The organism is Enterobacter sp. HNDS-6 (assembly GCF_039850505.1).
Taxonomy (GTDB): Bacteria; Pseudomonadota; Gammaproteobacteria; order Enterobacterales; family Enterobacteriaceae; genus Enterobacter; species Enterobacter kobei.
This window is the reverse complement of record NZ_CP156673.1, coordinates 3,298,186-3,323,139: the sequence shown is the minus strand read 5'-3', so window position 1 is coordinate 3,323,139 and position 24,954 is coordinate 3,298,186. Positions and strand designations below refer to the sequence as shown.

The following is a 24,954-nucleotide window of genomic DNA, read 5'->3' as shown; positions in this document are numbered from 1 at the left end:
TATCCTGTCTCCGCATTAGTAAGTACGAATCTTCGGCGGGAACGCCGGACGCAGTTTCGGTTCCATGTTGACGCTACGACGCGTCATGGATTCCGACTCTGGCAGATACAGGGAATGGCACAGCCAGTTTTCGTCATCACGATCCGGGAAGTCGAAGCGGCTATGCGCGCCACGGCTCTCGGTACGGAAGTTTGCCGACATCGCGGTCGCGAATGCGGTTTCCATCAGGTTATCCAGCTCCAGGCATTCAACGCGCTGGGTGTTGAACTCGCTGGAGGTGTCATCCAGACGGGCATTTTTCAGACGCTCGCGGATCGCTTTCAACTGCTCAAGACCTTTGGCCATTGCGTCACCTTCGCGGAATACCGAGAAGTTATGCTGCATGCATTCCTGGAGTGCTTTACGGATTTCCACCGGATCTTCGCCGTTACGGTTGCCGTTCCAGCGGTTGAGGCGCTCAAGAGAGGCATCAATTTCGTCGTCGGTCGCGTCACGCAGCGCGCCCTGCTCGGCAATGGATTCCTGCAGATGCAGACCAACTGCACGGCCGAATACCACCAGGTCCAGCAGCGAGTTGCCGCCGAGACGGTTTGCGCCGTGAACGGATACGCAGGCAATTTCACCTACGGCGAACAGGCCAGGAATAACCACATCTTCACCCTGCTCGTTCACGGTCAACGCCTGACCGGTCACTTTGGTCGGAATACCGCCCATCATGTAGTGGCAGGTTGGGATAACAGGAATTGGCTCTTTCACCGGGTCGACGTGTGCGAAGGTACGAGACAGCTCCAGAATGCCCGGCAGACGGGATTCCAGCACCTCTTTACCCAGATGGTCGAGTTTCAGCTTCGCGTGTGGACCCCATGGGCCATCACAGCCGCGGCCTTCACGGATTTCGATCATGATGGAACGCGCCACCACGTCACGACCCGCCAGGTCTTTCGCATTCGGGGCATAACGCTCCATGAAGCGTTCGCCGTGTTTGTTCAGCAGGTAGCCGCCTTCACCACGGCAGCCTTCTGTTACCAGAACGCCGGCACCGGCGATACCGGTTGGGTGGAACTGCCACATTTCCATATCCTGAACCGGCACGCCTGCGCGGATTGCCATGCCAACACCGTCACCGGTGTTGATGTGGGCGTTGGTGGTGGACTGGTAAATACGGCCTGCACCGCCGGTGGCCAGCACGGTTGCGCGGGCTTTGAAGTAAACGACTTCACCGGTTTCGATACACAGCGCGGTACAACCGACCACTGCGCCATCGGCATTTTTCACCAGATCCAGCGCATACCACTCGGAGAAGATGGTGGTGTGGTTTTTCAGGTTCTGCTGATATAGGGTGTGCAGCAGTGCGTGGCCGGTACGGTCAGCCGCCGCTGCGGTACGTGCCGCCTGCTCGCCGCCGAAGTTTTTCGACTGGCCGCCAAACGGACGCTGATAGATGGTGCCGTTTTCCAGACGGGAGAACGGCAGCCCCATGTGGTCCAGCTCCAGAATCGCTTCCGGGCCGGTCTTACACATATATTCGATGGCATCCTGGTCGCCGATGTAGTCGGAACCTTTTACCGTGTCGTACATGTGCCATTCCCAGTTATCTTCATGGGAGTTACCCAGCGCAACGGTAATACCGCCCTGCGCGGATACTGTGTGGGAACGGGTCGGGAACACTTTAGAGAGCAGCGCACAGGTCTGACCGCTCTGGGAAATTTGCAGTGCGGCACGCATACCTGCGCCACCGGCACCAATCACAACAGCATCAAATTCTCTGACTGGCAGTTTCATTACACACCCCACACCACAACGAATCCATAAATAACGTAAACCACCAGTGCAACGACAATGGCCAGCTGCAGAGGAAGGCGAATCGCCAGCGGTTTAACGTAATCGGTCAACACCTGCCACATACCAATCCACGCATGAATAAGGATGGAGAACAGCGCCAGCAGGGTGAACACTTTGGTGAAGGCGGATCCGAAGAACCCACTCCAGATTTCCCACGTCAGCGTACCGCTGGTCGCGAAGAAACCAATCATATAGATGATGTAAAGGGTGAGAACGATGGCGGTAGCACGGACAAGAATGAAGTCATGTACGCCGTTGCGTCCTAATGCGGAGGCGTTGCTTACCATACGAGAACTCCTGCGAGAAGTGAAAGCACGACAGTAATCACAAATGAAATGTTAGCGGAGCGTTTCCCGGCTTCGAACGTCTCTTCCAGGTAGCCAAAGTCCATCAGCATATGACGAACACCCACGACGACGTGGTACGCCAGCGCGGTCAGAATGCCCCACATGATGAATTTCACGAAGAAGCTGTTCATGATGGCAGAGGCCTGGAGGAATCCTTCAGGGGAGGAGAGGCTGGTACCCAGTAACCACAGCAGAATGCCGACCGCCACAAACGTAATTACACCTGAAACACGGTGCAGAATGGACGCTATTGCTGTTACGGGGAACCGGATCGTTTTCAGATCCAGATTGACAGGTCTTTGTTTTTTCACATTTCTTATCATGAATAACGCCCACATGCTGTTCTTATTGTTTCCTTCCTCCGGACTGCGATGCGGGTCAAGCAGCGTTCCTTTTCTATAACTGCGCGTCATGCAAAACAATGCTTCCAGATGCTTCAACGACACATTACAACGCTGGGTGGCTCGGGATTGCAGGGTGTTCCGGAGACCTGGCGGCAGTATAGGCCGTTCACAAAATCATTACAATTAACCTACATACAGTTTGTCGGGTTTTCTCTGGAACAGTGATCAGGGTCACGATAACAACATCTTTTTAATTTTTAATCATCTGATTTGACAAATGTTAAACAATATTGTTACAAACGTCATCAGAAAAGGCATATAATGCGCAAAAGTTATGAGGTCTCTCTTTCACCTGACAAATAGTTATGTAACAGTGTGATGGTATTGACCGAAGTTATCAGGACAGTTATTAGTGATATACAGGTTTGAATAATTCGGACTGCAAAAACGCTGATTTGCTGTTGTTTCACTGATATTTCATTCGTTTACCTGCAAGGCGCCATAGCTCTGTACCCTGGTTTGTCCTCGTGAGCTGAGCGGTAAGCCAAATAACAATCTGGTAACGGTGATTAACAGCTGAAAGCAAATCCGGTAAAGCGCAGTCTTAAGCATAAGGCGCTAAGGAGACCGTAAATGGCTGATACAAAGGCAAAACTCACCCTCAACGGTGGTGATGCTATTGAACTGGATGTGCTAAAAGGCACGCTCGGTCAGGATGTTATTGATATCCGTACGCTGGGTTCCAAAGGAGTATTTACCTTTGACCCTGGATTTACCTCTACCGCATCTTGCGAATCCAAAATCACCTACATTGACGGTGACGAAGGTATCCTGCTCCATCGCGGCTTCCCCATCGATCAGTTAGCCACCGAATCCAACTATCTGGAAGTGTGCTACATCCTGCTGAACGGCGAAAAGCCAACGCAGGCGCAGTACGATGAATTCAAAACCACCGTCACCCGTCACACCATGATCCATGAGCAGATTACCCGTCTGTTCCATGCGTTCCGTCGTGACTCTCACCCGATGGCGGTGATGTGCGGGATTACCGGTGCGCTGGCGGCGTTCTACCACGACTCCCTTGACGTGAATAACCCGCGTCACCGTGATATCGCGGCGTTCCGTCTGCTGTCCAAAATGCCTACCATGGCGGCGATGTGTTACAAATACTCCATCGGCCAGCCGTTTGTGTATCCACGTAACGACCTCTCCTACGCCGGTAACTTCCTGCGCATGATGTTCTCCACGCCGTGCGAAGAGTACGAAGTGAACCCGGTGCTGGAACGCGCAATGGACCGTATCCTGATCCTGCACGCTGACCACGAACAGAACGCTTCCACCTCTACCGTCCGTACCGCGGGCTCTTCAGGCGCGAACCCGTTCGCCTGTATCGCTGCGGGCATCGCCTCCCTGTGGGGACCGGCGCACGGCGGTGCGAACGAAGCGGCACTGAAGATGCTGGAAGAGATCAGCACCGTTGAGCACATTCCTGAATTCGTGCGTCGCGCGAAAGACAAGAATGACTCCTTCCGCCTGATGGGCTTCGGTCACCGTGTTTACAAAAACTATGACCCACGCGCCACCGTGATGCGTGAAACCTGCCACGAAGTGCTGAAAGAACTGGGTACCAAAGATGATCTGCTGGAAGTGGCGATGGAGCTGGAACACATCGCGCTGAACGACCCGTACTTCATCGAGAAGAAACTCTACCCGAACGTCGACTTCTACTCCGGTATCATTCTGAAAGCGATGGGTATTCCGTCTTCCATGTTCACCGTAATCTTCGCCATGGCCCGTACCGTAGGCTGGATTGCGCACTGGAACGAAATGCACAGCGAAGGCATGAAAATCGCCCGTCCTCGTCAGCTGTATACCGGCTACGAGCAGCGTGATTTTAAGTCTGATATTAAGCGCTAAAAACAAGCCCGGTGGCGCTCACGCTTACCGGGCCTACAAGTGCGAAATGTAGGCCGGGTAAGGCGTAGCCGCCACCCGGCTTTTTTACATCTGGCACCCGGGACACCAGTAAAACGGTCTTGAGGAAAGCATTGTCCTCTCTATAATCCCGCCACATCGCTCGCACTTTTTCCCCGCCCGATGAAACACCTTAAACCGGAACAGCGCCCCGTGATGCCTGTTCTCATCTACCACGCCGCGCGTCGTGTAGGATAAACGCGGAATGTCCAGCAGCGCATGGGACAGCGCTTCCAGCTGTTCATCGCTGAGCTGCGAAGCTTTATGCTGCGGCGCCAGCCCGGCTTCCCAAAGGATTTCCACCCGCAGGTAGTTGCCGAGCCCGGCCAGAAAGGCCTGGTCGAGAAACAGGCCGGAAAACTGCCGATTGCGAAATTTGGGTGACAGCAAACGGGCTTTCACATCGCCCGCCGTCAGGCGCATATCCAGCACATCCGGCCCAACGCGCAGCAAGAACGGATGAACGAGCAACTGCTCAGGCGTTAACATTTCGATATCCGACGCGCTGTAAAGCAGGATGGCTTTATCCGCCGTTTGCAGCCTGACCCGCAGCACACGGGTGGTTTGCGGCTGTTCACCCGCGTTAACCACGCGCCAGACGCCGTAAAGCTGGTTATGGCTATATAACGTCAGGTTATGGGAAAAGTGCGTGAGTAAGGCTTTCCCGCGCGTTTCAATATGGGTCACCGTCTGCCCCAGCAGCTGTGATTCAAACGGTTTGAGTTGCGGAAAGGCAAACCAGACATCCGTCAGCGGTTTGCCCTTTATCGCCGCTTCCAGGCTATCCGCCGCGCGGCGGATCTCCGGACCTTCTGGCATGTTATTGTCCTTAAATGATTATTCTGCGCTGACAAGAATACCCTCATCAGAGAACGCTGCCCGCAGGCGCCGCGCAAACTGGAGCGCATGCTCGCCGTCGCCATGTAAGCATACCGTATCGGCCTGAACGTTTGCCGATGTACCATCCACAGCGGTGACACGCCCGGCGCGCACCATCTCCAGCGTCTGCGCCAGCGCTTTACCTTCCTCGGTAATGAGCGCCCCGGCCTGCGTTCGCGGCACCAGGCTGCCATCAGGCTGATATCCCCGGTCGGCAAACACTTCCTGGCGGGTGGTTAACCCCAGGCGCTGCCCGGCGCGGATCAGCTCGCTGCCCGCCAGGCCCACCAGAATCAGCTGAGAGTCACAATCCCGCACCGCGCGGGCAATGGCGTCCGCCAGAGCAGGATCTTTCGCCGCCTGATTGTAAAGCATGCCGTGCGGCTTCACGTGGCGCAGTACGCCCTTCTCAGCGCGCACTATCGCCTCCAGCGCGCCAATCTGGTAAAGCATCTGAGCGTAGACCGTCTCCGGCGGCAGGTCCATCGCCGTACGGCCAAAGTTCTCCCGGTCGGGAAAGCTCGGGTGAGCGCCTATCGCCACGCCGTTTTTAATGGCATTGCGCACGCTCTCCAGCATGGTTTGCGCATCACCCGCGTGAAAGCCGCAGGCGATATTAACCGAAGAGACCAGCGTCATCAGCTCTGCGTCGGCGCGGCTCCCCTCCCCCAGATCGGCATTTAAATCAATCTTTACCATCAAGCCTCCACGCCAGCTGTTCGAGATAACGCTGCTGATCCTGTCGCGCTTTCAGCGCTTCCTCCAGCGAACATTGCACGAAATGGATCGGCTGACCGAGGGGAATTTGCGCCAGATGGTAGCGATCCGCGTCAATAATGCAGGCAATGCGCGGATAGCCGCCCGTCGTCTGCGCATCGTTCATCAGCACAATGGGTTGACCATTGCCCGGAACCTGAATTACGCCAGGCAATAAGCCGTGGGAGAGCAACTCCCGGTCGGTTGTGCGGGTCAGCGGCTGCCCCTGCAGGCGGTAGCCCATGCGGTTACTCTGCGGGCTAATCTTCCACGGCGAACGCCAGAAAGACTCTTTAGAAGCGTCATCGAACTCCTGATATTCCGGCCCCGGTAAGGCGCGGATCACGTTTCCCCACAGCAACTGTTTTACGCCCTGCGTCGTCGAGAAATCGCGTGTTGACGGCTTAATCGCCAGACAATCGCCATCGCGCAGCGAACGTCCCTCATGCCCCCCTATGCCCGCTTTCTGATCGGTACTGGCTGACCCCAGCACCTCCGGCACGTCAATGCCCCCCGCTACCGCAAGGTAACTGCGCACGCCGTGCAAAGGCCGTTTCAGCGTCAGACGTTGCCCGGCTTTCGCCCGCAAACGCCAGCCGGTCCACACCGCTTTGCCGTCCAGCGTGGCGTCACAACCTGCGCCGGTTAACGCAAACCAGGTTTCCTGACCGAACTCAATCACGCACTGACCCAGCGTAATTTCTAACGCCGCCGTGCTGCCTGCGTTACCCACCAGCAGGTTGGCAATCTCCAGCGAAGGACGATCAAGCGCACCGCAGTAGCTCACGCCAGACTGGCGCAGGCCAAAGCGGCCGGCATCCTGTACCGAGGTATAAAGCCCTGCGCGAAGTAACGTTAACATACCCCCTCCTTCTGCGGGATAAAGCGAAGGGTATCGCCAGGACGAAGGAGAATGGGTGCCTCCTGCCCCGGTTCAAATAATGGCATGGCGGTGTGCCCAATAAGCTGCCAGCCGCCCGGTGAGGTGAGCGGATAAATTCCGGTTTGTTCGCCGCCAATCGCCACCGTTCCCGCGGGAACGCTCAGGCGTGGCTCGGCCCGGCGCGGCGTATGCAGCTGGGGGGATAATCCGCCAAGATACGGAAAGCCGGGTTGAAACCCGAGAAACCAGACCACGTAATCCACCGAACTGTGCAGCTCAACTACCTGCTTTTCCGTTAATCCGCAGTGATCCGCCACCACGCCAAGATCCGGCCCACCCGTGCCGCCATAGACGACCGGGATTTCAATCATTCTCGATTCCGGCTCCAGCGCTTCGCTCTCTTCCCACCAGCGCTGAAGACGTTCAATAGCATCCAGCGCCTTTGTCTGCGGGTTGCGCAGCACGACGGTAATGTTATTCATGCCAGGAATGGTTTCTACCACTTCCGGGATGTCAACCAGACGCTGTGTCAGCCGCCAGATACGCTTTTGCGTGGCAAGCGTGACCGGCGGTTCAAGTTCCAGTACAACTGCGCTTTCACCCAGAAGATAACAACGCGCTCTCTGCACTCGGGCACCTCTCATCAGGCGGGATTAGGGATATCAATAAAGGTCACATCCAGATCGGTATTTTCCGTCAGCCATTCGCTGAGGGCGCGGATACCGCCACGCTCGGTGGCATGGTGGCCTGCCGCGTAAAAATGCAGCCCCTGTTCACGGGCTGAGTGAACCGTCTGCTCAGAGACTTCACCGGTAATAAACGCATCAACACCAAAACGCGCGGCGCTGTCGATAAAGCCCTGACCGCCGCCGGTACACCAGGCAACGCGCTTAACGGTATCCGGCCCCGTGTCGCCACACCACAGCGGACGACGCCCGAGACGTGCTTCGATCCACGAGGCCAGCTCCAGACCCGGAACCGGCATCGACAGCTCTCCCCACGGGACCAGCGGCTCGATTTCGCCCATCACAGTGATCCCCAACAGCTGCGCCAGCTGGACGTTATTCCCCAGTTCCGGGTGTGCATCCAGCGGCAGGTGGTAGCCGTACAGGTTGATGTCATTGGCCAACAGCGTTTTCAGGCGGTTGCGCTTCATACCGCGAATAATCGGTGATTCGTTTTTCCAGAAATAACCGTGGTGAACAATGATCGCATCGGCCTCCTGACGCACCGCTTCATCCAGCAATGCCTGGCTTGCCGTCACACCGGTGATGATTTTTTGCACTGTCTCACGGCCTTCCACCTGCAGCCCATTCGGACCGTAATCGCTGAAGGCGGCGGTATTGAGTTTTTCGTTAATCAGGCTTTCCAGTTCGCTGTTTTTCATCATCACTCTCTTAAGCTTTACGGGCGGCTTCATAGGCCGCCAGCGTGGCGACGCGCGCCTGTTTATGGTCAACAATCGGGCGGGGATAATCGAGCTTTACGCCCTGTTTATCCGCCCATGCCCACGGGTCGTGGATCGCTTTCGCAGGAACATGCCTGAGCGCAGGCAACCAGCGACGAATAAAGTCGCCGTTAGCATCAAATTTTTGTCCCTGAGTGGTCGGATTGAAAATCCGGAAATAGGGAGCCGCATCGGTACCGGTAGAGGCCGCCCACTGCCATCCGCCATTATTCGCTGCCAGATCGCCATCGATCAGCTGAGAAATAAAATAACGCTCCCCGACACGCCAGTCGATAAGTAGATCTTTCACCAGGAAGCTGGCGGTAATCATTCGCAGACGGTTGTGCATCCACCCGGTTTCATTCAACTGGCGCATCGCGGCATCAACAATCGGATAGCCCGTCTCCCCCTTTTTCCAGGCCAGTAAACGCGCCTCGTCGTGCTGCCATTTTACGTTATCGGTCCAGGGAATGAACGGGTGATGCTTGCAGAGATCGGGATGATAAGTCATCAGATGGCGATAGAACTCACGCCAGATCAGTTCGTTCAGCCACACCGACCCCGTCCCGCCGTCCAGCGCCTGCGGCTGCTCGGCCAGTAGACGATGCAGACACTGGCGAGGAGAGAGCACGCCCAATGCCAGGCAGGCCGATAATCGGCTTGTCCCTTCAACCGCCGGGAAATCCCTGCGCGCGTCGTACTCTCCCGCGCCCTGCTTGCAAAACTGGCGCAGCTTCGCAATCGCTGATTTCTCACTGGCAGGGAACAGAAGATCGTCGAACGTCTGTTGGGGATAGTTAAACGTTAATTCAGGCAGATCGGTTATGGCATCGCCCCGAACAGCGGGCGCGGCCACGCACTCAGGCAGCGCCTCTTTCAGGCGTTTAACAAACGCATTTTTAAACGGCGTAAACACTTTGTACATTTCGTGACTGCCGGTCATGACGCTGCCCGGCGCCAGCATGACGCTGTCATCAAATCCTTCACAAACTACCCCGTCCAGCATGTTTTCCAGCTGGCGATCCCGCCGCTGTTCGTTCAGCTCGTACTGATAGTTATAAAAAAGGTGTGTGACGCCGTTTTGCTGACAGATCGCCTGCAGCATCTGAAGCTGCGCGGCAAAATCACTGACCTCTTTGTAGATCAGCGGAATACCTTTTTCAGCAAGCGAGTGTTGCAGAACGTTCAGATGTGATTTGAGGTAAGCCGCCTGGCGCGGTGCCATATCATGCTGCTGCCACTGTTCGGGCGTAGCGATGAACAGTGCCAGCACGCTGGCATCCTCAGAACGACAGGCTGCCGCGAGAGCGATGTTGTCATGTACGCGCAGATCTGCGCGAAACCAAACCAGATGGGTGGGCATAAAACTCCAGGCAAATATCCATTATGTCCGTAAGGGCACGCCACCAAAGGAAAAAGTGGCGAGCTTTTACTGTACTTTGCCATGAAGTGTAGACGGGATGAAATAAAAAAGGCCGCCCGGGGGGTGGTAATGCCAGTCAGTTAAGTAACTGACTGGCATTACCCATTGCTATTGGCGGTTTCTATATTGCTATGTGTAGTCTTTCTTTTTTTAGTAGAAGTCGCAGGTCGCTTTCTCGGCCTGATCCATCCACACCGGCTTCTCGCTGGTTTTCGCCCAGACGCGGTGCAGATAGCTGTAAAAACGAGCGCGATCTTTCCAGAACAGCATCACCGGCAGGGCCAGCACGCCAGCCACTACGGCGAAAGTACGACGCATGAACACAATATGAGCTGGATACGCTTTATACAGATCCATATTTTCTCCCCTATAGTTGGCCGGAAACGTCATCCGGAAAATTCAAAATCTGTGACCTGGATAAAATAATATCGCTTTGTGTGTAATTTTACTACTCATCCGACCACTTATTTTCATCCATTTAGTGAATATTTACACTCGCGCCGTAATTTAGTTACAGAAAAGTTAACAATTTACTTACCAATAGTTAAATTGTGGCTTTTCCATTTTTATACTTTTTTTACACCCTCTCTCCTCATTTTTGCGAAATCTTTGCGCCATAAATCCTACCGTTAACCCAACAACAAAAGTCACCCGGAGGTGGATTGTGAGTGCAGGTCTTATTGCCGGCATCGTGCTGGTGTTCCTGTTATTGGGTTATCTGGTTTATGCCCTGATTAATGCGGAGGCATTCTGATGGCTGCTCAGGCGTTTTTGCTTATTGCCAGCTTCTTACTGGCGTTGTTCGTTCTGGCAAGGCCACTGGGAATGGGGCTGGCAAGGCTTATCAACAACGTCCCCCTGCCTGGTACGGGAAGCGTTGAAAAAGGGATCTGGCGTGTACTGGGAATAGACGATCGCGAGATGAGCTGGCGTGAATATCTGTTTGCCATTCTGCTGCTGAATATTGTTGGGCTGATTGCACTTTTTACCCTGCTGATGCTGCAGGGGAGTCTGCCGCTGAATCCGCAACAATTACCGGGTCTGTCCTGGCATCTTGCGCTGAATACGGCAGTCAGCTTTGTCACCAACACCAACTGGCAGTCCTATGCGGGTGAAACCACGCTCAGCTATTTCAGCCAGATGGTTGGGTTAACCGTTCAGAACTTCCTCTCAGCCGCCAGCGGTATCGCTGTGATCTTCGCGCTGACGCGCGCGTTTGCTCGTCAGAAAATCAGTACCCTGGGTAACGCGTGGGTGGATCTGACGCGCATCACGCTGTGGATATTGCTGCCAATTGCGCTGCTGATCGCGCTGTTCTTTATTCAGCAAGGTAGCCTGCAAAACCTGCTGCCATACACCCCTTATACCTCGCTGGAAGGGGCAAAACAGCTCCTGCCGATGGGGCCCGTGGCGTCGCAGGAAGCCATAAAGATGCTCGGCACCAACGGCGGCGGTTTCTTCAACGCCAACTCATCGCATCCGTTTGAAAACCCGACTGCCCTGACCAATTTTGTGCAGATGCTGGCGATTTTCCTGATCCCCACCGCACTCTGCTTTGCCTTTGGTGATGTCGTCAACGATCGCCGTCAGGGGCGCACCCTGCTCTGGACCATGTCGTTAATCTTCGTGGTCTGCGTTGCGCTGGTGATGTGGGCTGAATGGAACGGCAATAGCCATTTCATGCAGCTTGGGGCTAACAGCAATATCAATATGGAAGGTAAAGAGAGCCGCTTTGGCATTCTCGCCAGCAGCCTCTATGCGGTGGTCACCACGGCGGCCTCGTGCGGGGCGGTGAATGCCATGCATGACTCCTTCACCGCACTGGGCGGAATGATCCCAATGTGGCTGATGCAGATTGGCGAGGTGGTATTTGGCGGCGTGGGTTCAGGTCTTTACGGCATGCTGTTGTTCGTGATGCTGGCGGTGTTTATTGCCGGTCTGATGATTGGTCGTACCCCGGAATACCTCGGTAAAAAAATCGACGTTCGCGAGATGAAATTAACCGCGCTGGCGATTCTGGTAACCCCTGCCCTCGTACTGCTCGGCTCCGCACTGGCGCTGATGACCGAGGCCGGACGCAGCGGCATCTTTAACCCGGGTATTCACGGCTTTAGCGAAGTGCTGTATGCCGTCTCCTCTGCCGCCAACAACAACGGCAGTGCCTTTGCAGGCTTAAGTGCCAACTCACCGTTCTGGAACTGTCTGCTGGCGTTCTGCATGTTCGTGGGTCGTTTCGGGATCATTGTGCCGGTCATGGCGATTGCCGGATCGCTGGTGAATAAAAAAATTCAACCGACCACCACCGGAACATTACCGACCCACGGCGCGCTGTTTATCGGCCTGCTCACAGGCACCGTGTTACTGGTTGGTGCCCTGACCTTTATCCCCGCCCTCGCGTTAGGCCCGGTCGCGGAATACCTCTCTTTACGCTGATTTTGCGGAGAATTTGTCATGAGTCGTAAACAACTGGCCCTGTTCGAACCGTCATTAGTTCGTCAGGCGCTCATGGATGCGGTGAAAAAACTGAGCCCGCGCGTGCAGTGGCACAACCCGGTGATGTTTATTGTCTGGGCGGGAAGCGTCCTGACCACCGCACTGGCGATTGCCATGGGAACGGGCCACATGCCGGGAAATGCGATGTTTACCGGCGCCATTAGCCTGTGGCTGTGGTTTACCGTGCTGTTTGCCAACTTTGCGGAAGCGCTGGCGGAAGGCCGGAGTAAAGCCCAGGCCAACAGCCTGAAAGGGGTAAAAAAGACCGCCTTCGCACGCAAGTTACGTGAACCAAAATACGGTGCGCAGATGGACCACGTTCCGGCGGATGAACTGCGTAAAGGCGATGTGGTGCTGGTCGAAGCTGGCGATATTATCCCGTGCGACGGGGAAGTGATTGAAGGTGGCGCGTCGGTGGACGAAAGCGCCATCACCGGGGAATCCGCCCCGGTTATCCGTGAATCCGGCGGCGATTTCGCCTCCGTAACGGGGGGGACGCGCATACTCTCCGACTGGCTGGTGATTCAGTGTAGCGTTAACCCAGGTGAAACCTTCCTTGATCGGATGATCGCCATGGTGGAAGGCGCCCAGCGTCGTAAAACCCCCAACGAGATTGCCCTGACCATCCTGCTGGTCGCGTTGACCCTCGTCTTCCTGCTGGCAACCGCGACCCTGTGGCCGTTCTCCGCCTATGGCGGTACGGCGGTCACCATCACGGTGCTGGTGGCGCTGCTGGTCTGTCTGATCCCCACCACTATCGGCGGCCTGCTGTCGGCCATCGGCGTGGCCGGTATGAGCCGTATGCTCGGTGCCAACGTCATCGCCACCAGCGGACGTGCCGTTGAAGCGGCGGGCGATGTAGACGTTCTGCTGCTTGATAAAACCGGGACCATCACCCTCGGTAACCGTCAGGCATCAGACTTCTTACCCGCACCTGGCGTGGATGAAAAAACGCTGGCAGATGCCGCACAGCTCTCATCGCTTGCCGACGAAACTCCGGAAGGTCGCAGCATTGTGATTCTTGCCAAACAGCGATTTAACCTGCGCCAGCGCGACGTTCAGAGCCTGCATGCCACTTTCGTGCCCTTCACGGCACAGACCCGGATGAGCGGCATTAATATTCAGGACCGGATGATCCGTAAAGGCTCGGTTGACGCCATCCGTCGCCACATTGAGGCTAATAACGGTCACTTCCCATCCGAAGTGGATAGCCTGGTGGAAAGCGTGGCCCGTCAGGGGGCAACGCCGCTGGTGGTGGCTGAAGGCGCAAATGTGCTGGGGGTGATTGCCCTGAAGGATATCGTCAAAGGCGGCATCAAAGAACGCTTTGCCCAGCTTCGTAAAATGGGGATCAAAACGGTGATGATCACCGGGGATAACCGCCTGACCGCCGCGGCGATTGCTGCCGAAGCGGGCGTGGATGATTTTCTTTCCGAAGCTACACCGGAAGCCAAACTGGCCTTAATTCGTCAGTATCAGGCGGAAGGGCGTCTGGTAGCGATGACCGGTGACGGGACCAACGATGCCCCTGCCCTGGCGCAGGCCGACGTGGCGGTGGCAATGAACTCCGGTACCCAGGCGGCAAAAGAGGCGGGCAACATGGTCGATCTCGACTCTAACCCGACCAAGCTGATTGAAGTCGTGCACATTGGTAAGCAGATGCTGATGACGCGCGGCTCGCTGACCACGTTCAGCATCGCTAACGATGTGGCGAAATATTTCGCCATCATTCCGGCCGCGTTTGCTGCGACCTATCCGCAATTAAACGCCCTGAACGTAATGCACCTGCACTCCCCGGCATCGGCCATTCTGAGCGCGGTAATCTTTAACGCCCTGATTATTGTCTTCCTGATCCCGCTGGCGCTGAAAGGCGTGAGCTACAAGCCGCTCACGGCGGCCGCCATGCTGCGCCGCAACCTGTGGATTTACGGCCTGGGTGGGCTGGTGGTGCCCTTCATCGGTATCAAGGCTATCGATCTGCTGTTGACCCTGTTCGGGCTGGTTTAAAAGGTGAATCAAATGACGATGTTACGCCCCGCTATACTTCTGTTTATTCTGCTGTCGCTGATTACCGGCGGGCTCTACCCGCTGGTCACCACCGCCCTGGGCCAGTGGTGGTTTAAGGATCAGGCTAACGGCTCGCTGATTATGCAAAACGGTGAAAACCGCGGTTCGCGCCTGATTGGCCAGAGCTTTACGGACGCTCGCTACTTCCAGGGACGCCCTTCCGCCACTGCCGAAAGCCCGTATAATCCGATGTCATCCGGCGGCAGTAACCTGGCGGGCAGCAACCCGGCGCTGGACAAAGCCGTCGCCGAGCGCGTGGCCGCCCTGCGCGCAGCCAATCCACAGGCCAGCCGCGAGGTTCCCGTGGAGCTGGTCACCGCCTCAGCCAGCGGGCTGGACTATAGCCTGACGCCGGCAGCGGTGGCGTGGCAGATCCCGCGCGTTGCCGCCGCCCGTCAATTGAGTGTTGAACAGGTGAGCAAGCTGGTGGCAGAACACACACAAAAGCCGCTGGTCAGCTATATCGGCATGCCGGTAGTGAATATTGTTGAGCTGAATCTGGCGCTGGACGCGCTAAGGAAAAACTAAATGACCGACGAGCCCATGCGCCCGGATCCGGACAGGCTGCTTGAACAGACGGCTGAAGCCCATCGCGGCAAACTGAAAATTTTCTTTGGCGCCTGCGCGGGTGTCGGGAAAACCTTCGCCATGCTGACGGAAGCCCAGCGGCTTCGGGCACAGGGGCTCGATATACTCATCGGCGTGGTTGAAACCCACGGACGTAAAGAGACGGCATCGCTGCTGAAGGGGCTTGCCACCCAGCCGCCCCGCCGCATCAGCCATCGGGGTCGTTTAGTCACTGAGTTTGATATTGATGCCGCCCTCGCCCGCCGTCCAGCGCTTATCCTGATGGACGAACTGGCGCACAGCAATGCGCCAGGCTCGCGTCATCCCAAGCGCTGGCAGGATGTGGAAGAATTACTTGAAGCTGGCATTGATGTTTTCACGACGGTTAACGTGCAGCATCTGGAAAGCCTGAACGACGTGGTCAGCGGCGTGACCGGCATTCAGGTGCGCGAGACGGTGCCCGACCCTTTCTTCGATTCCGCTGACGAGGTGGTGCTGGTCGACCTGCCGCCGGATGATTTGCGCCAGCGCCTGCACGAAGGCAAAGTCTATATTGCCGGACAGGCCGAGCGTGCCATCGAACATTTCTTCCGCAAAGGCAACCTGATTGCCCTGCGCGAACTGGCTCTGCGCCGTACTGCCGATCGCGTTGACGATCAGATGCGTGCCTGGCGCGATTTGCAGGGCCAGGAACGCGTCTGGCATACGCGGGATGCCATCCTGCTGTGCGTGGGGCACGGCAGCGGTAACGAAAAACTTGTCCGCACCGCCGCGCGTCTGGCCGCCAAATTTGGCAGCGTCTGGCATGCGGTGTATGTCGAAACGCCGCAGCTTCATGCCCTGCCCGAAAACCAGCGCCGCGCGATTCTGAGTTCGCTGCGCCTGGCGCAGGAGCTGGGTGCCGAAACCGCCACCCTTTCCGATCCTCAGGAAGATAAAGCCATTCTGCGCTACGCCCGGGAGCATAACCTGGGGAAAATCGTCATTGGCCGTCGCCAGCATCGTCGCTGGTTTAGCCGTGAATCCTTTGCCGACAAACTGGCCCGCCGCGCGCCGGATCTGGACCTGGTGATCGTGGCGCTGGATGATAAACCCCCCCCCCTTCCCAGCCGCGCCCCGGACAGCCGTACTTTCAGTGATAAATGGCGCATTCAGCTTCGCGGCTGCCTGGTGGCCGTCGTGCTCTGCGCCCTGATCACGATCATTGCCAGCAAATGGCTGATTGCCTTCGACGCGGCCAACCTGGTGATGATCTACCTCCTTGGCGTGGTGGTGGTGGCGCTCTTTTACGGACGCTGGCCGTCGGTGCTGGCAACGGTGATTAACGTCATCAGCTTTGATCTGTTCTTTATTGCCCCTCGCGGGACGCTCGCCGTGTCGGACGTACAGTACATCCTGACCTTTGCCGTGATGCTCACCGTCGGGCTGGTGATCGGCAATCTGACGGCGGGCGTGCGCTACCAGGCGCGCATCGCCCGCTACCGCGAACAGCGCACGCGGCATCTGTATGAAATGTCGAAATCGCTGGCGGTGGGTCGGACCCCGCTGGATATTGTGCAGACCAGCGAGCAGTTTATTCGCTCGACGTTTCATGCCAGCAACCTGATTTTACTCCCGGACGAACACGGTAAGCTGCGCCCGCTAACCTCGGCCTCCGGCATGACGCCCTGGGACGAAGCCATCGCGCGCTGGAGCTTTGATAAAGGGTTACCTGCGGGCGCAGGGACCGACACCCTGCCCGGCGTGCCCTATCAAATTCTGCCGCTACGCAGCGCCGATAAAAATCAGGGGCTGGTGATTGTTGAGCCCTCAAACTTGCGTCAGCTGATGATCCCCGAGCAGCAGCGGCTGCTGGAGACTTTTACGCTGCTGGTTGCCAGCGCGCTGGAACGGCTGGCGCTTACCGCCAGTGAAGAACAGGCCCGACTGGCCAGCGAGCGTGAAAGCATTCGTAACTCGCTGCTGGCGGCGCTGTCGCACGACCTGCGGACCCCGCTGACCGTTCTGTTTGGTCAGTCAGAAATCCTGACGCTGGACCTGGCCGCGGAAGGGTCTAAACACGCCCTTCAGGCCAGCGAAATCCGCCAGCACGTGCTGAATACCACCCGTCTGGTGAATAACCTGCTCGATATGGCGCGCATTCAGTCGGGCGGATTTAACCTCAAAAAAGAGTGGCTCACGCTGGAAGAAGTGGTAGGCAGCGCGCTGAAAATGCTGGAGCCCGGCCTCGGTGGGCGGCATATCGCGCTGAACATGCCTGAACCCCTGACCTTAATTCACGTCGATGGCCCCTTGTTTGAACGGGTGCTGATCAATCTGCTGGAAAATGCCGGTAAATATGCCGGCTCAAGTGCCCGGATTGGCGTGGATGCGATGGTAGAGGATGGCACGCTTCACCTTGACGTCTGGGATACCGGACCGGGCATTCCTGCCGGGCAGGAGCTGGCTATTTTCGAAAAATTCGCGCGCGGGAACAAGGAGTCGGCCATTCCGGGCGTTGGGCTCGGGCTGGCGATTTGTCAGGCGATCGTTGACGTCCATGGCGGAACCATTTCCGCAGAGAATCGTCCGGAAGGCGGCGCGCGTTTTTGTGTTACACTTCCTCTGGAAACCCCGCCAGAACTGAATGAATTACCCGAGGATTTGTGATTAACGTTCTGATTGTCGAAGATGAGATCGCCATTAGCCGTTTTCTGCGCGCTGCGCTGGAAGGAGACGGTCTGCGCGTTCACGATGCGGGTACGCTTCAACGGGGTTTAATTGAAGCCGCCACCCGCAAGCCGGACCTGGTGATCCTCGATCTTGGGCTGCCGGATGGCGACGGCATCGATTTTATTCGTGAGGTTCGTCAGTGGAGCCAGATGCCGATTCTCGTGCTCTCTGCCCGTACTGAAGAGACGGATAAAATCGCCGCGCTGGATGCCGGCGCCGATGACTATCTGATTAAACCCTTTGGCATTGGCGAATTGCAGGCTCGCCTGCGTGTGGCGCTGCGTCGTCATAGCGCCACCACGCCTGCCGACCCAACCTACACGTTTGGTGATATTCGGGTTGACCTCGCCGCACGGCGCATTGTGCGCGGTGAAGAGGAAATCCATCTTACCCCCATCGAATTCCGCCTGCTCGCCGTGCTGCTTAATAACCACGGCAAGGTTCTCACACAGCGCCAGCTGTTGAGTCAGGTGTGGGGACCCAACGCGGTGGAACATAGTCACTATTTGCGCATATATATGGGTCACCTTCGTCAGAAACTGGAAGTCGACCCCGCTCGCCCTCGCCATTTATTAACTGAAACCGGTATCGGTTATCGGTTTATGCTTTGAATAACTATTCATATTATTTTCTAAATAATCAAAAACCCTCCCGATAAATATTAAAAAAATAATCAATACATTATTCCGTGGATTATTTTTGCTCGTTTAAAACATTAACAAAACCAATCATTAACACTTCAACAACAAATCAGCATTTTGATCTGCGTTATTCATCAAAAACGACTAATTATTTCTGAAATGATCGGTTAAGGGTGATCTGATTCACAGTTAATCCCTTTTTCCTGGATAAAATGACCATGCTTTCAATTACTGAAAGGAAAATGAAACATGGAAAACAACAATCGCTTAATGCCCCATATAAGGCGGACAACACATATCATGATGTTTGCCCACCGAAACTGCTTTGACTTTCACCTCTTTAATGCCCGGTAGTCCTTCGACTTCTGGCGCACTCGCTTACAGGTTATCCTGAAACACCTTATTTTACAGGCCATTGCCTGTGAACTCGTGCGCTCATTCAATTTAATTCAGACTCATCCGCAACCGGGCGGACTGAATTTCAATCATCAAAAAGCAATTTACTGATTTTAATCAGCGGCCACACTTTGCTTTTTTTCCGGAAAATTATCGATTTCTTTCTGACAAGAAATCGAAGGATGCTTATTACCTAAAATAAAGAGAGAAAGATGAAAAGTTTAAAAATCGCGGCCAGCCGTGCATGTCCGGACTGCTTTACCACCCAGCGTGAGCTTGTGGATGTCCGCGCTTCAGATTATATCGATGTCGCAGCCATTGTTCTGGCCGTTAGCGATATTTCCAGCGGCATACTGGAAGAAATAGAAGCCACCGGATTTGGCATTCCCGTCTTTGTCGCAACGCATAAAGAAGAGATCATTCCGGCAGATTATTTATCGCGCATTCACGGCGTATTTGAGCATTCAGACACCAGCAACGATTTTTATGGCCGCCAGCTGGAAGCGGCGGCCCAGAAGTACGAAACCCAGCTGCGACCGCCGTTTTTCCGTGCCCTCGTAGACTACGTGAAACAGGGTAACAGCGCATTTGACTGCCCGGGTCATCAGGGGGGGCAATTCTTCCGCCGTCATCCTGCGGGCAATCAGTTTGTCGATTTCTTTGGTGAAACGCTTTTCCGTTCCGACCTGTGTAACGCCGACGTGGCGATGGGCGATCTACTGATCCACGAAGGCGCCCCGTGCATTGCGCAGCAACATGCCGCAAAGGTCTTTAATGCCGATAAGACCTACTTTGTGCTGAATGGGACCTCCTCATCCAACAAAGTGGTCCTTAACGCCCTGCTCACCCCTGGCGACCTGGTGCTGTTTGACCGTAATAACCACAAATCGAACCATCACGGCGCCCTTCTTCAGGCTGGCGCGACACCGGTCTATCTGGAAACCGCGCGCAACCCGTACGGCTTTATTGGTGGCATTGACGCGCACTGCTTTGAGGAAAGCTACCTGCGCGAGTTGGTAGCCGAGGTGGCGCCAGGTCGTGCACGCGATGCACGTCCGTTCCGTCTGGCGGTGATCCAGCTGGGTACCTACGATGGCACCATTTATAACGCCCGTCAGGTGGTGGATAAGATTGGGCATCTGTGTGATTACATCCTGTTCGACTCGGCCTGGGTAGGTTACGAGCAGTTTATCCCGATGATGGCAGATTGCTCGCCGCTGCTGCTGGAGCTGAACGAAAACGACCCGGGAATTCTTGTCACCCAGTCGGTACATAAACAGCAGGCAGGCTTCTCGCAAACCTCACAGATCCACAAAAAGGACAGCCATATCAAAGGCCAGCAGCGCTATGTACCCCACAAGCGGCTGAATAATGCTTTTATGATGCACGCCTCCACCAGCCCGTTCTACCCTCTGTTTGCTGCGCTGGATATTAACGCCCGTATGCATGAAGGTCAGAGCGGTCGCAATATGTGGATGGACTGCGTGGTTAACGGTATCGAAGCGCGCAAACTGATCCTGGAGAACTGCCAGTACCTTCGTCCGTTTGTGCCGGAGACGGTGGATGGCCGTCCGTGGGAAAGCTTCGACACAGCGGAAATTGCCACCGATCTACGCTTCTTCCACTTCGTACCGGGTGAAAACTGGCACGCTTTTGAGGGCTATGCCGAGCACCAGTACTTTATCGACCCGTGCAAGCTCCTGCTGACCACGCCAGGTATTAACGCCCGCACCGGCGAGTATGAGGATTTCGGCGTGCCCGCCACCATCCTCGCCAACTTCCTGCGTGAAAACGGCATCGTGCCGGAGAAATGCGATCTCAACTCGATCCTGTTCCTGCTCACCCCTGCGGAAGATATGGGCAAACTGCAGCAGTTGGTGGCGCAGCTGGTGCGCTTCGAAAAACTGCTCGAGAGCGATGTTCCGCTGAAAGAGGTCCTGCCTTCTCTCTACAAACAACATCCGGAACGTTACGCGGATTACACGCTGCGCCAGATTTGCCAGGAGATGCACGATCTCTATGCCCGCCATAACGTGAAGCAACTGCAAAAAGAGATGTTCCGCAAGTCTCACTTCCCGCGCGTGATGATGAACCCGCAGGAGGCAAACTATGCGTATCTGCGTGGTGAAGTCGAACTGGTCTCCCTGCGCGACGCGGAAGGCCGCATTGCCGCTGAAGGCGCCCTGCCTTATCCGCCTGGGGTGCTGTGCGTTGTCCCGGGCGAAGTCTGGGGCGGCTCCGTGCTGCGCTACTTTGCCGCGCTGGAAGACGGTATCAACCTGCTACCAGGCTTCGCGCCTGAGCTGCAGGGCGTATACGTTGAAGAGTGTGAGGGTCGCAAACAGGTTCGCTGTAACGTCATCAAACAACCCGCTGCTCAGCCCGCGCTGCTGAAAGGAGAGACATTATGAGTAAATCCAATAAGATGGGCGTGGTGCAGCTGACCATCCTCACCATGGTCAACATGATGGGGTCTGGGATCATCATGCTGCCCACCAAGCTTGCCGAAGTGGGCACCATTTCGATTATCTCCTGGCTGGTGACGGCGGTGGGGTCAATGGCGCTGGCGTGGGCATTCGCCAAATGCGGGATGTTCAGCCGCAAGTCCGGCGGGATGGGCGGCTATGCGGAATACGCTTTTGGTAAGTCCGGCAACTTTATGGCCAACTACACCTATGGTGTATCGCTGCTGATCGCCAACGTGGCGATTGCCATTTCCGCCGTGGGTTACGGGACGGAACTGTTTGGCGCCACGCTCACCCCGGTACAAATTGGGCTGGCGACCATCGGGGTGCTGTGGATCTGCACCGTGGCGAACTTCGGCGGCGCGCGTATCACCGGACAACTGAGCAGCATCACCGTCTGGGGCGTGATTATCCCGGTCGTCGGTTTATGCATCATCGGGTGGTTCTGGTTTAGTCCTACGCTCTACGCCAACTCCTGGAACCCGCATCATGTGCCGTTCTTTACCGCCGTGGGCTCTTCTATCGCCATGACGCTATGGGCTTTTCTCGGACTGGAATCGGCCTGCGCGAACGCGGAAGTAGTTGAGAACCCGGAAAAGAACGTGCCGATTGCGGTACTTGGCGGAACGCTGGGGGCGGCGGTGATCTATATCGTCTCAACCAACGTGATTGCCGGGATTGTGCCGAATATGGATCTGGCTAACTCCACGGCACCGTTCGGGCTGGCTTTCGCCCAGATGTTCACCCCGGAAGTCGGGAAGGTGATTATGGGTCTGATGGTGATGTCCTGCTGCGGTTCGCTTCTCGGCTGGCAGTTCACCATCGCACAGGTGTTTAAATCCTCGGCTGATGAAGGTTACTTTCCAAAAGTCTTCTCCCGCGTGACCAAAGCGGATGCACCGGTGCAGGGCATGCTGGCGATTGTCATCTTCCAGAGTGGATTGTCGCTGATGACCATTAGCCCGTCGCTGAACAGCCAGTTCAACGTGCTGGTCAACCTGGCGGTGGTGACGAACATCATTCCGTACATTCTGTCGATGGCCGCGCTGGTGATTATTCAGAAGGTCGCGAAGGTGGATCCGCGTAAAGCACGAGCAGCGAATATCGTGGCGCTCATTGGGGCGATTTACAGCTTCTATGCGCTCTACTCTTCCGGTCAGGAAGCGATGCTCTATGGGGCAATGGTGACCTTTATGGGCTGGACGCTGTACGGTCTGGTGTCACCACGGTTTGAATTGAAGAATAAGCATAGTTAGGTAAAAACAAAACGGCAGCCCGAGGGTTGCCGTTTTTATTGTTTTCTCCCTCTCCCCGTGGGAGAGGGCCGGGGTGAGGGCATCAGCCCGCACCGATAACGCACTTACGCGTTCTTCAGCACTTCGCTGACAATCTCTACGGCTTCTTTCTCAATCTGCTGACGGTGCTCAGCGCCGAGGAAGCTTTCGCAATAGATTTTATACGCGTCTTCCGTACCGGATGGACGTGCAGCGAACCAGCCGTTGTCGGTCATTACTTTCAGCCCCCCGATAGACGCGCCGTTACCCGGTGCAGCCGTCAGACGCGCGGTGATCGGATCACCTGCCAGGGTGTTAGCACTGACCATCTCCGGAGAGAGTTTAGACAGCGCCGCTTTCTGGGCTGAGGTCGCGCTCGCCTGAATACGGTTGTAGCTTGGCGCACCAAAACGTGCCGCCAGGTCGTTGTAATGTTCCTGCGGGTTCTTACCGGTGACCGCGGTGATCTCCGCCGCCAGCAGGCACATGATGATACCGTCTTTATCGGTTGACCATGGCGTGCCGTCGAAACGCAGGAAGGATGCCCCGGCGCTCTCTTCACCACCGAAGCCGAAGCTGCCGTCGTGCAGACCGTCAACAAACCATTTGAAGCCCACCGGCACTTCCACCAGCTTGCGGCCCAGCGCGTCGACCACGCGGTCGATCATCGCGGAAGAGACCAGCGTTTTACCAACAGCCACCTCTTTGCCCCACTGCGGACGATGCTGGAACAGGTAGTTGATCGCCACAGCCAGATAGTGGTTCGGGTTCATCAGCCCGGCAGGGGTGACGATACCGTGACGGTCATAATCCGGGTCGTTCGCAAACGCCAGATCGAATTTGTCGCGCAGTGCCAGCAGGCCCGCCATCGCACACTCGGAGGAGCAGTCCATACGGATCGCGCCGTCTTTATCCAGGTGCATAAAGCGGAAGGTCTGATCGACGTGATCGTTCACGATGGTCAGATCCAGCTTGTAATGCTCGGCAATGCGTTTCCAGTACTCGATACCGGAGCCGCCCAGCGGGTCCACGCCCAGCTTCAGGCCTGCTTTCTGAATCGCCGCCATGTCGACGATATCCGCCAGTCCTTCCACGAACGGCTGAACCAGATCCTGCTCTTTTACGTGACCGGACGCCATTGCCGCATCCAGAGAGATGCGTTTCACGCCTTTCAGACCGTCAGCCAACAGCGCGTTTGCGCGGTCTTCTACCACTTTGGTGACGTTAGTATCTGCCGGACCACCGTTAGGCGGGTTGTATTTAATGCCCCCGTCTTCCGGCGGGTTGTGGGATGGCGTGATAACAATCCCGTCAGCCAGCGCGCCACCTTTTTTGTTGTGCACCAGGATAGCGTTAGACACCGCCGGCGTTGGCGTGAAGCCGTTATTCTCCTGCACAATCACGTCGACGCCGTTTGCCGCCAGCACTTCCAGCACAGAGATGAACGCCGGTTCAGACAGCGCATGGGTATCTTTCCCCACGTAGCACGGACCGGTAACGCCGTTTTTAGCGCGCTCTTCCGCAATGGCCTGAGCAATGGCCAGAATGTGCGGTTCGTTAAAGCTATGGCGTGCCGCGCTACCGCGGTGACCAGATGTACCAAACTTCACTGCGTGTTCTGCGTTGCCCACGACCGGCTTCAGCACGTAATACTGCGCGGTCAGCTGAGCGACGTTAATCAAATCGCTTTGTTGTGCAGGTTGGCCTGCACGGCTGTGATTTGCCATTACCGGGTCCTTCTGATGCAAGGGTTAAATTGTACCGCAAACCTTTTCAATCAATTCCGCCGGGAACTGCATGGACTGCATGATGTGTTCAATCATGCTGCACTTGCGGCCCGTATTGGTATTGGTGATCACCCAGTATGGGGTGCCAGGGACATGTTTAGGTTTGGTTTGGTTGCCATTTTGCAGCAGCGTTTGCTCGTCACCCGCGAAATAGACGCGAGTACGACCGTGCAGCGACTCGGTCGCTTCAGCAAACGCTTTGTTATCCAGGGAGTAAAGTGTAGACAGCACCAGCATAAAGCGGTTAACCGCCTTTTTCTGCTCCGCATACTCGTCGGACAGCAGCAGCTCGCGCATCGCGCGTACTTTATCTTTTACCGGCGTCACGGCAGGCTTTGCTTGTGCAACAACGCTCGGCTGAGACACGACATCTTTGGTGACTGGGGTAGCAGGCTGTGAAGCGGCGGAAATTTTAAGCATGCGCCGTAAAATGTCGGACGCGCTCTCCCCGATATGCCGCGTTTGGCTGGCAATATACTGATAGAGTTCGTCATCAACTTCGATTGTTTTCATCTTAATCCAGTGCGATATCTTATCTGAATACAAGTCATTGGGATTATAAGGTCAAATCCCAACAGCGGATAGCGTCAAACCAGGTTGGCGGCAAAAGTCAGATTAAACTGGAACCTTGCGGCCGGGCGGCAGAATGGTCAACAT

At 56.0% G+C, this 24,954-nt stretch carries 22 protein-coding genes; 10 read left to right on the top strand and 12 right to left on the bottom strand.

Annotation, left to right across the window (positions count from 1 at the left end; genetic code table 11):
- Window positions 1-15: 15 nt before the first annotated feature.
- The 3 genes from sdhA to sdhC are packed head-to-tail and all read right to left on the bottom strand — an operon-like array spanning window position 16 to window position 2,527.
- A complete protein-coding gene (gene sdhA, locus ABFI50_RS15535) occupies window positions 16-1,782 on the bottom strand; it encodes a succinate dehydrogenase flavoprotein subunit (RefSeq protein ID WP_014883036.1) in 1,767 nt (588 codons plus the stop codon).
- Window positions 1,782-2,129 carry a succinate dehydrogenase membrane anchor subunit gene (gene sdhD / locus ABFI50_RS15530; RefSeq protein ID WP_008501088.1) on the bottom strand — a complete coding sequence of 116 codons (348 nt, stop codon included), beginning with the start codon at window positions 2,127-2,129 and terminating at the stop codon, window positions 1,782-1,784. Before sdhD ends, sdhA begins: the two co-directional genes overlap by 1 nt.
- Window positions 2,123-2,527, bottom strand: a complete 405-nt coding sequence (sdhC, locus tag ABFI50_RS15525) for a succinate dehydrogenase cytochrome b556 subunit (RefSeq protein ID WP_020684965.1) — start codon at window positions 2,525-2,527, stop codon at window positions 2,123-2,125. Before sdhC ends, sdhD begins: the two co-directional genes overlap by 7 nt.
- 639 nt (window positions 2,528-3,166) lie before the next feature.
- On the opposite strand from sdhC, the gene ABFI50_RS15520 reads away from it, so the two are divergent.
- Window positions 3,167-4,450, top strand: a complete 1,284-nt coding sequence (locus ABFI50_RS15520) for a citrate synthase (RefSeq protein ID WP_014883035.1) — start codon at window positions 3,167-3,169, stop codon at window positions 4,448-4,450.
- Between the two features lie 84 nt (window positions 4,451-4,534).
- Here ABFI50_RS15520 and nei read toward each other — a convergent pair whose 3' ends face one another.
- The 7 genes from nei to ABFI50_RS15485 form a co-directional block, all read right to left on the bottom strand.
- Entirely contained in the window at window positions 4,535-5,326 is a 792-nt protein-coding gene (gene nei, locus ABFI50_RS15515) for an endonuclease VIII (protein WP_059372972.1), read from the bottom strand.
- Between the two features lie 18 nt (window positions 5,327-5,344).
- Complete coding sequence (pxpA, locus tag ABFI50_RS15510) at window positions 5,345-6,085, bottom strand: 5-oxoprolinase subunit PxpA (protein ID WP_347484454.1); 741 nt, start codon at window positions 6,083-6,085, stop codon at window positions 5,345-5,347.
- Window positions 6,072-7,004 (bottom strand): 5-oxoprolinase subunit PxpC, encoded by a 933-nt coding sequence (gene pxpC / locus ABFI50_RS15505; protein ID WP_048997170.1) that lies wholly within the window; start codon window positions 7,002-7,004, stop codon window positions 6,072-6,074. Before pxpC ends, pxpA begins: the two co-directional genes overlap by 14 nt.
- On the bottom strand, window positions 6,998-7,654 hold the full coding sequence (gene pxpB, locus ABFI50_RS15500) for a 5-oxoprolinase subunit PxpB (protein ID WP_023336926.1): 657 nt from the start codon (window positions 7,652-7,654) through the stop codon (window positions 6,998-7,000). Before pxpB ends, pxpC begins: the two co-directional genes overlap by 7 nt.
- A 14-nt stretch (window positions 7,655-7,668) precedes the next feature.
- The gene (locus ABFI50_RS15495; RefSeq protein ID WP_014883030.1) at window positions 7,669-8,412 is read right to left on the bottom strand and encodes a type 2 GTP cyclohydrolase I; all 744 of its coding nucleotides are present in this window, start codon (window positions 8,410-8,412) and stop codon (window positions 7,669-7,671) included.
- 10 nt (window positions 8,413-8,422) lie between these two features.
- A complete protein-coding gene (phrB, locus tag ABFI50_RS15490) occupies window positions 8,423-9,835 on the bottom strand; it encodes a deoxyribodipyrimidine photo-lyase (RefSeq protein ID WP_347484452.1) in 1,413 nt (470 codons plus the stop codon).
- Between the two features lie 210 nt (window positions 9,836-10,045).
- Window positions 10,046-10,252, bottom strand: coding sequence for a YbfA family protein (locus ABFI50_RS15485; protein ID WP_014883027.1), 207 nt, complete (start codon window positions 10,250-10,252; stop codon window positions 10,046-10,048).
- Between the two features lie 307 nt (window positions 10,253-10,559).
- Between ABFI50_RS15485 and kdpF the strand changes: the two genes are divergently transcribed.
- From kdpF to potE, 9 genes are all read left to right on the top strand, one after another.
- Window positions 10,560-10,649, top strand: a complete 90-nt coding sequence (kdpF, locus tag ABFI50_RS15480; protein WP_014069365.1) for a K(+)-transporting ATPase subunit F — start codon at window positions 10,560-10,562, stop codon at window positions 10,647-10,649.
- Complete coding sequence (kdpA, locus tag ABFI50_RS15475; RefSeq protein ID WP_014883026.1) at window positions 10,649-12,328, top strand: potassium-transporting ATPase subunit KdpA; 1,680 nt, start codon at window positions 10,649-10,651, stop codon at window positions 12,326-12,328. Before kdpF ends, kdpA begins: the two co-directional genes overlap by 1 nt.
- Before the next feature lie 18 nt (window positions 12,329-12,346).
- Entirely contained in the window at window positions 12,347-14,395 is a 2,049-nt protein-coding gene (gene kdpB, locus ABFI50_RS15470) for a potassium-transporting ATPase subunit KdpB (protein ID WP_045268239.1), read from the top strand.
- Between the two features lie 12 nt (window positions 14,396-14,407).
- Entirely contained in the window at window positions 14,408-14,983 is a 576-nt protein-coding gene (kdpC, locus tag ABFI50_RS15465; protein WP_282374810.1) for a potassium-transporting ATPase subunit KdpC, read from the top strand.
- The gene (gene kdpD, locus ABFI50_RS15460) at window positions 14,984-17,671 is read left to right on the top strand and encodes a two-component system sensor histidine kinase KdpD (protein WP_176260438.1); all 2,688 of its coding nucleotides are present in this window, start codon (window positions 14,984-14,986) and stop codon (window positions 17,669-17,671) included. It abuts the gene before it with no gap.
- Window positions 17,668-18,345: a two-component system response regulator KdpE gene (kdpE, locus tag ABFI50_RS15455; RefSeq protein WP_008501074.1), complete on the top strand. Its 678-nt coding sequence runs from the start codon at window positions 17,668-17,670 to the stop codon at window positions 18,343-18,345. The genes kdpD and kdpE overlap by 4 nt, the downstream gene beginning before the upstream one ends.
- Window positions 18,346-18,624: 279 nt before the next feature.
- Window positions 18,625-18,729, top strand: a complete 105-nt coding sequence (gene speFL, locus ABFI50_RS15450) for a leader peptide SpeFL (RefSeq protein ID WP_003858645.1) — start codon at window positions 18,625-18,627, stop codon at window positions 18,727-18,729.
- A 254-nt stretch (window positions 18,730-18,983) separates the two neighbouring features.
- Window positions 18,984-21,182, top strand: coding sequence for an ornithine decarboxylase SpeF (speF, locus tag ABFI50_RS15445; protein WP_014883022.1), 2,199 nt, complete (start codon window positions 18,984-18,986; stop codon window positions 21,180-21,182).
- Window positions 21,179-22,492, top strand: a complete 1,314-nt coding sequence (gene potE, locus ABFI50_RS15440; RefSeq protein ID WP_176260437.1) for a putrescine-ornithine antiporter — start codon at window positions 21,179-21,181, stop codon at window positions 22,490-22,492. Before speF ends, potE begins: the two co-directional genes overlap by 4 nt.
- Before the next feature lie 104 nt (window positions 22,493-22,596).
- Here potE and pgm read toward each other — a convergent pair whose 3' ends face one another.
- Together pgm and seqA are read right to left on the bottom strand one after the other, a co-directional pair.
- Complete coding sequence (gene pgm, locus ABFI50_RS15435) at window positions 22,597-24,237, bottom strand: phosphoglucomutase (alpha-D-glucose-1,6-bisphosphate-dependent) (protein ID WP_014883020.1); 1,641 nt, start codon at window positions 24,235-24,237, stop codon at window positions 22,597-22,599.
- A 24-nt stretch (window positions 24,238-24,261) separates the two neighbouring features.
- On the bottom strand, window positions 24,262-24,810 hold the full coding sequence (gene seqA, locus ABFI50_RS15430) for a replication initiation negative regulator SeqA (protein WP_014883019.1): 549 nt from the start codon (window positions 24,808-24,810) through the stop codon (window positions 24,262-24,264).
- Window positions 24,811-24,954: the final 144 nt, after the last annotated feature.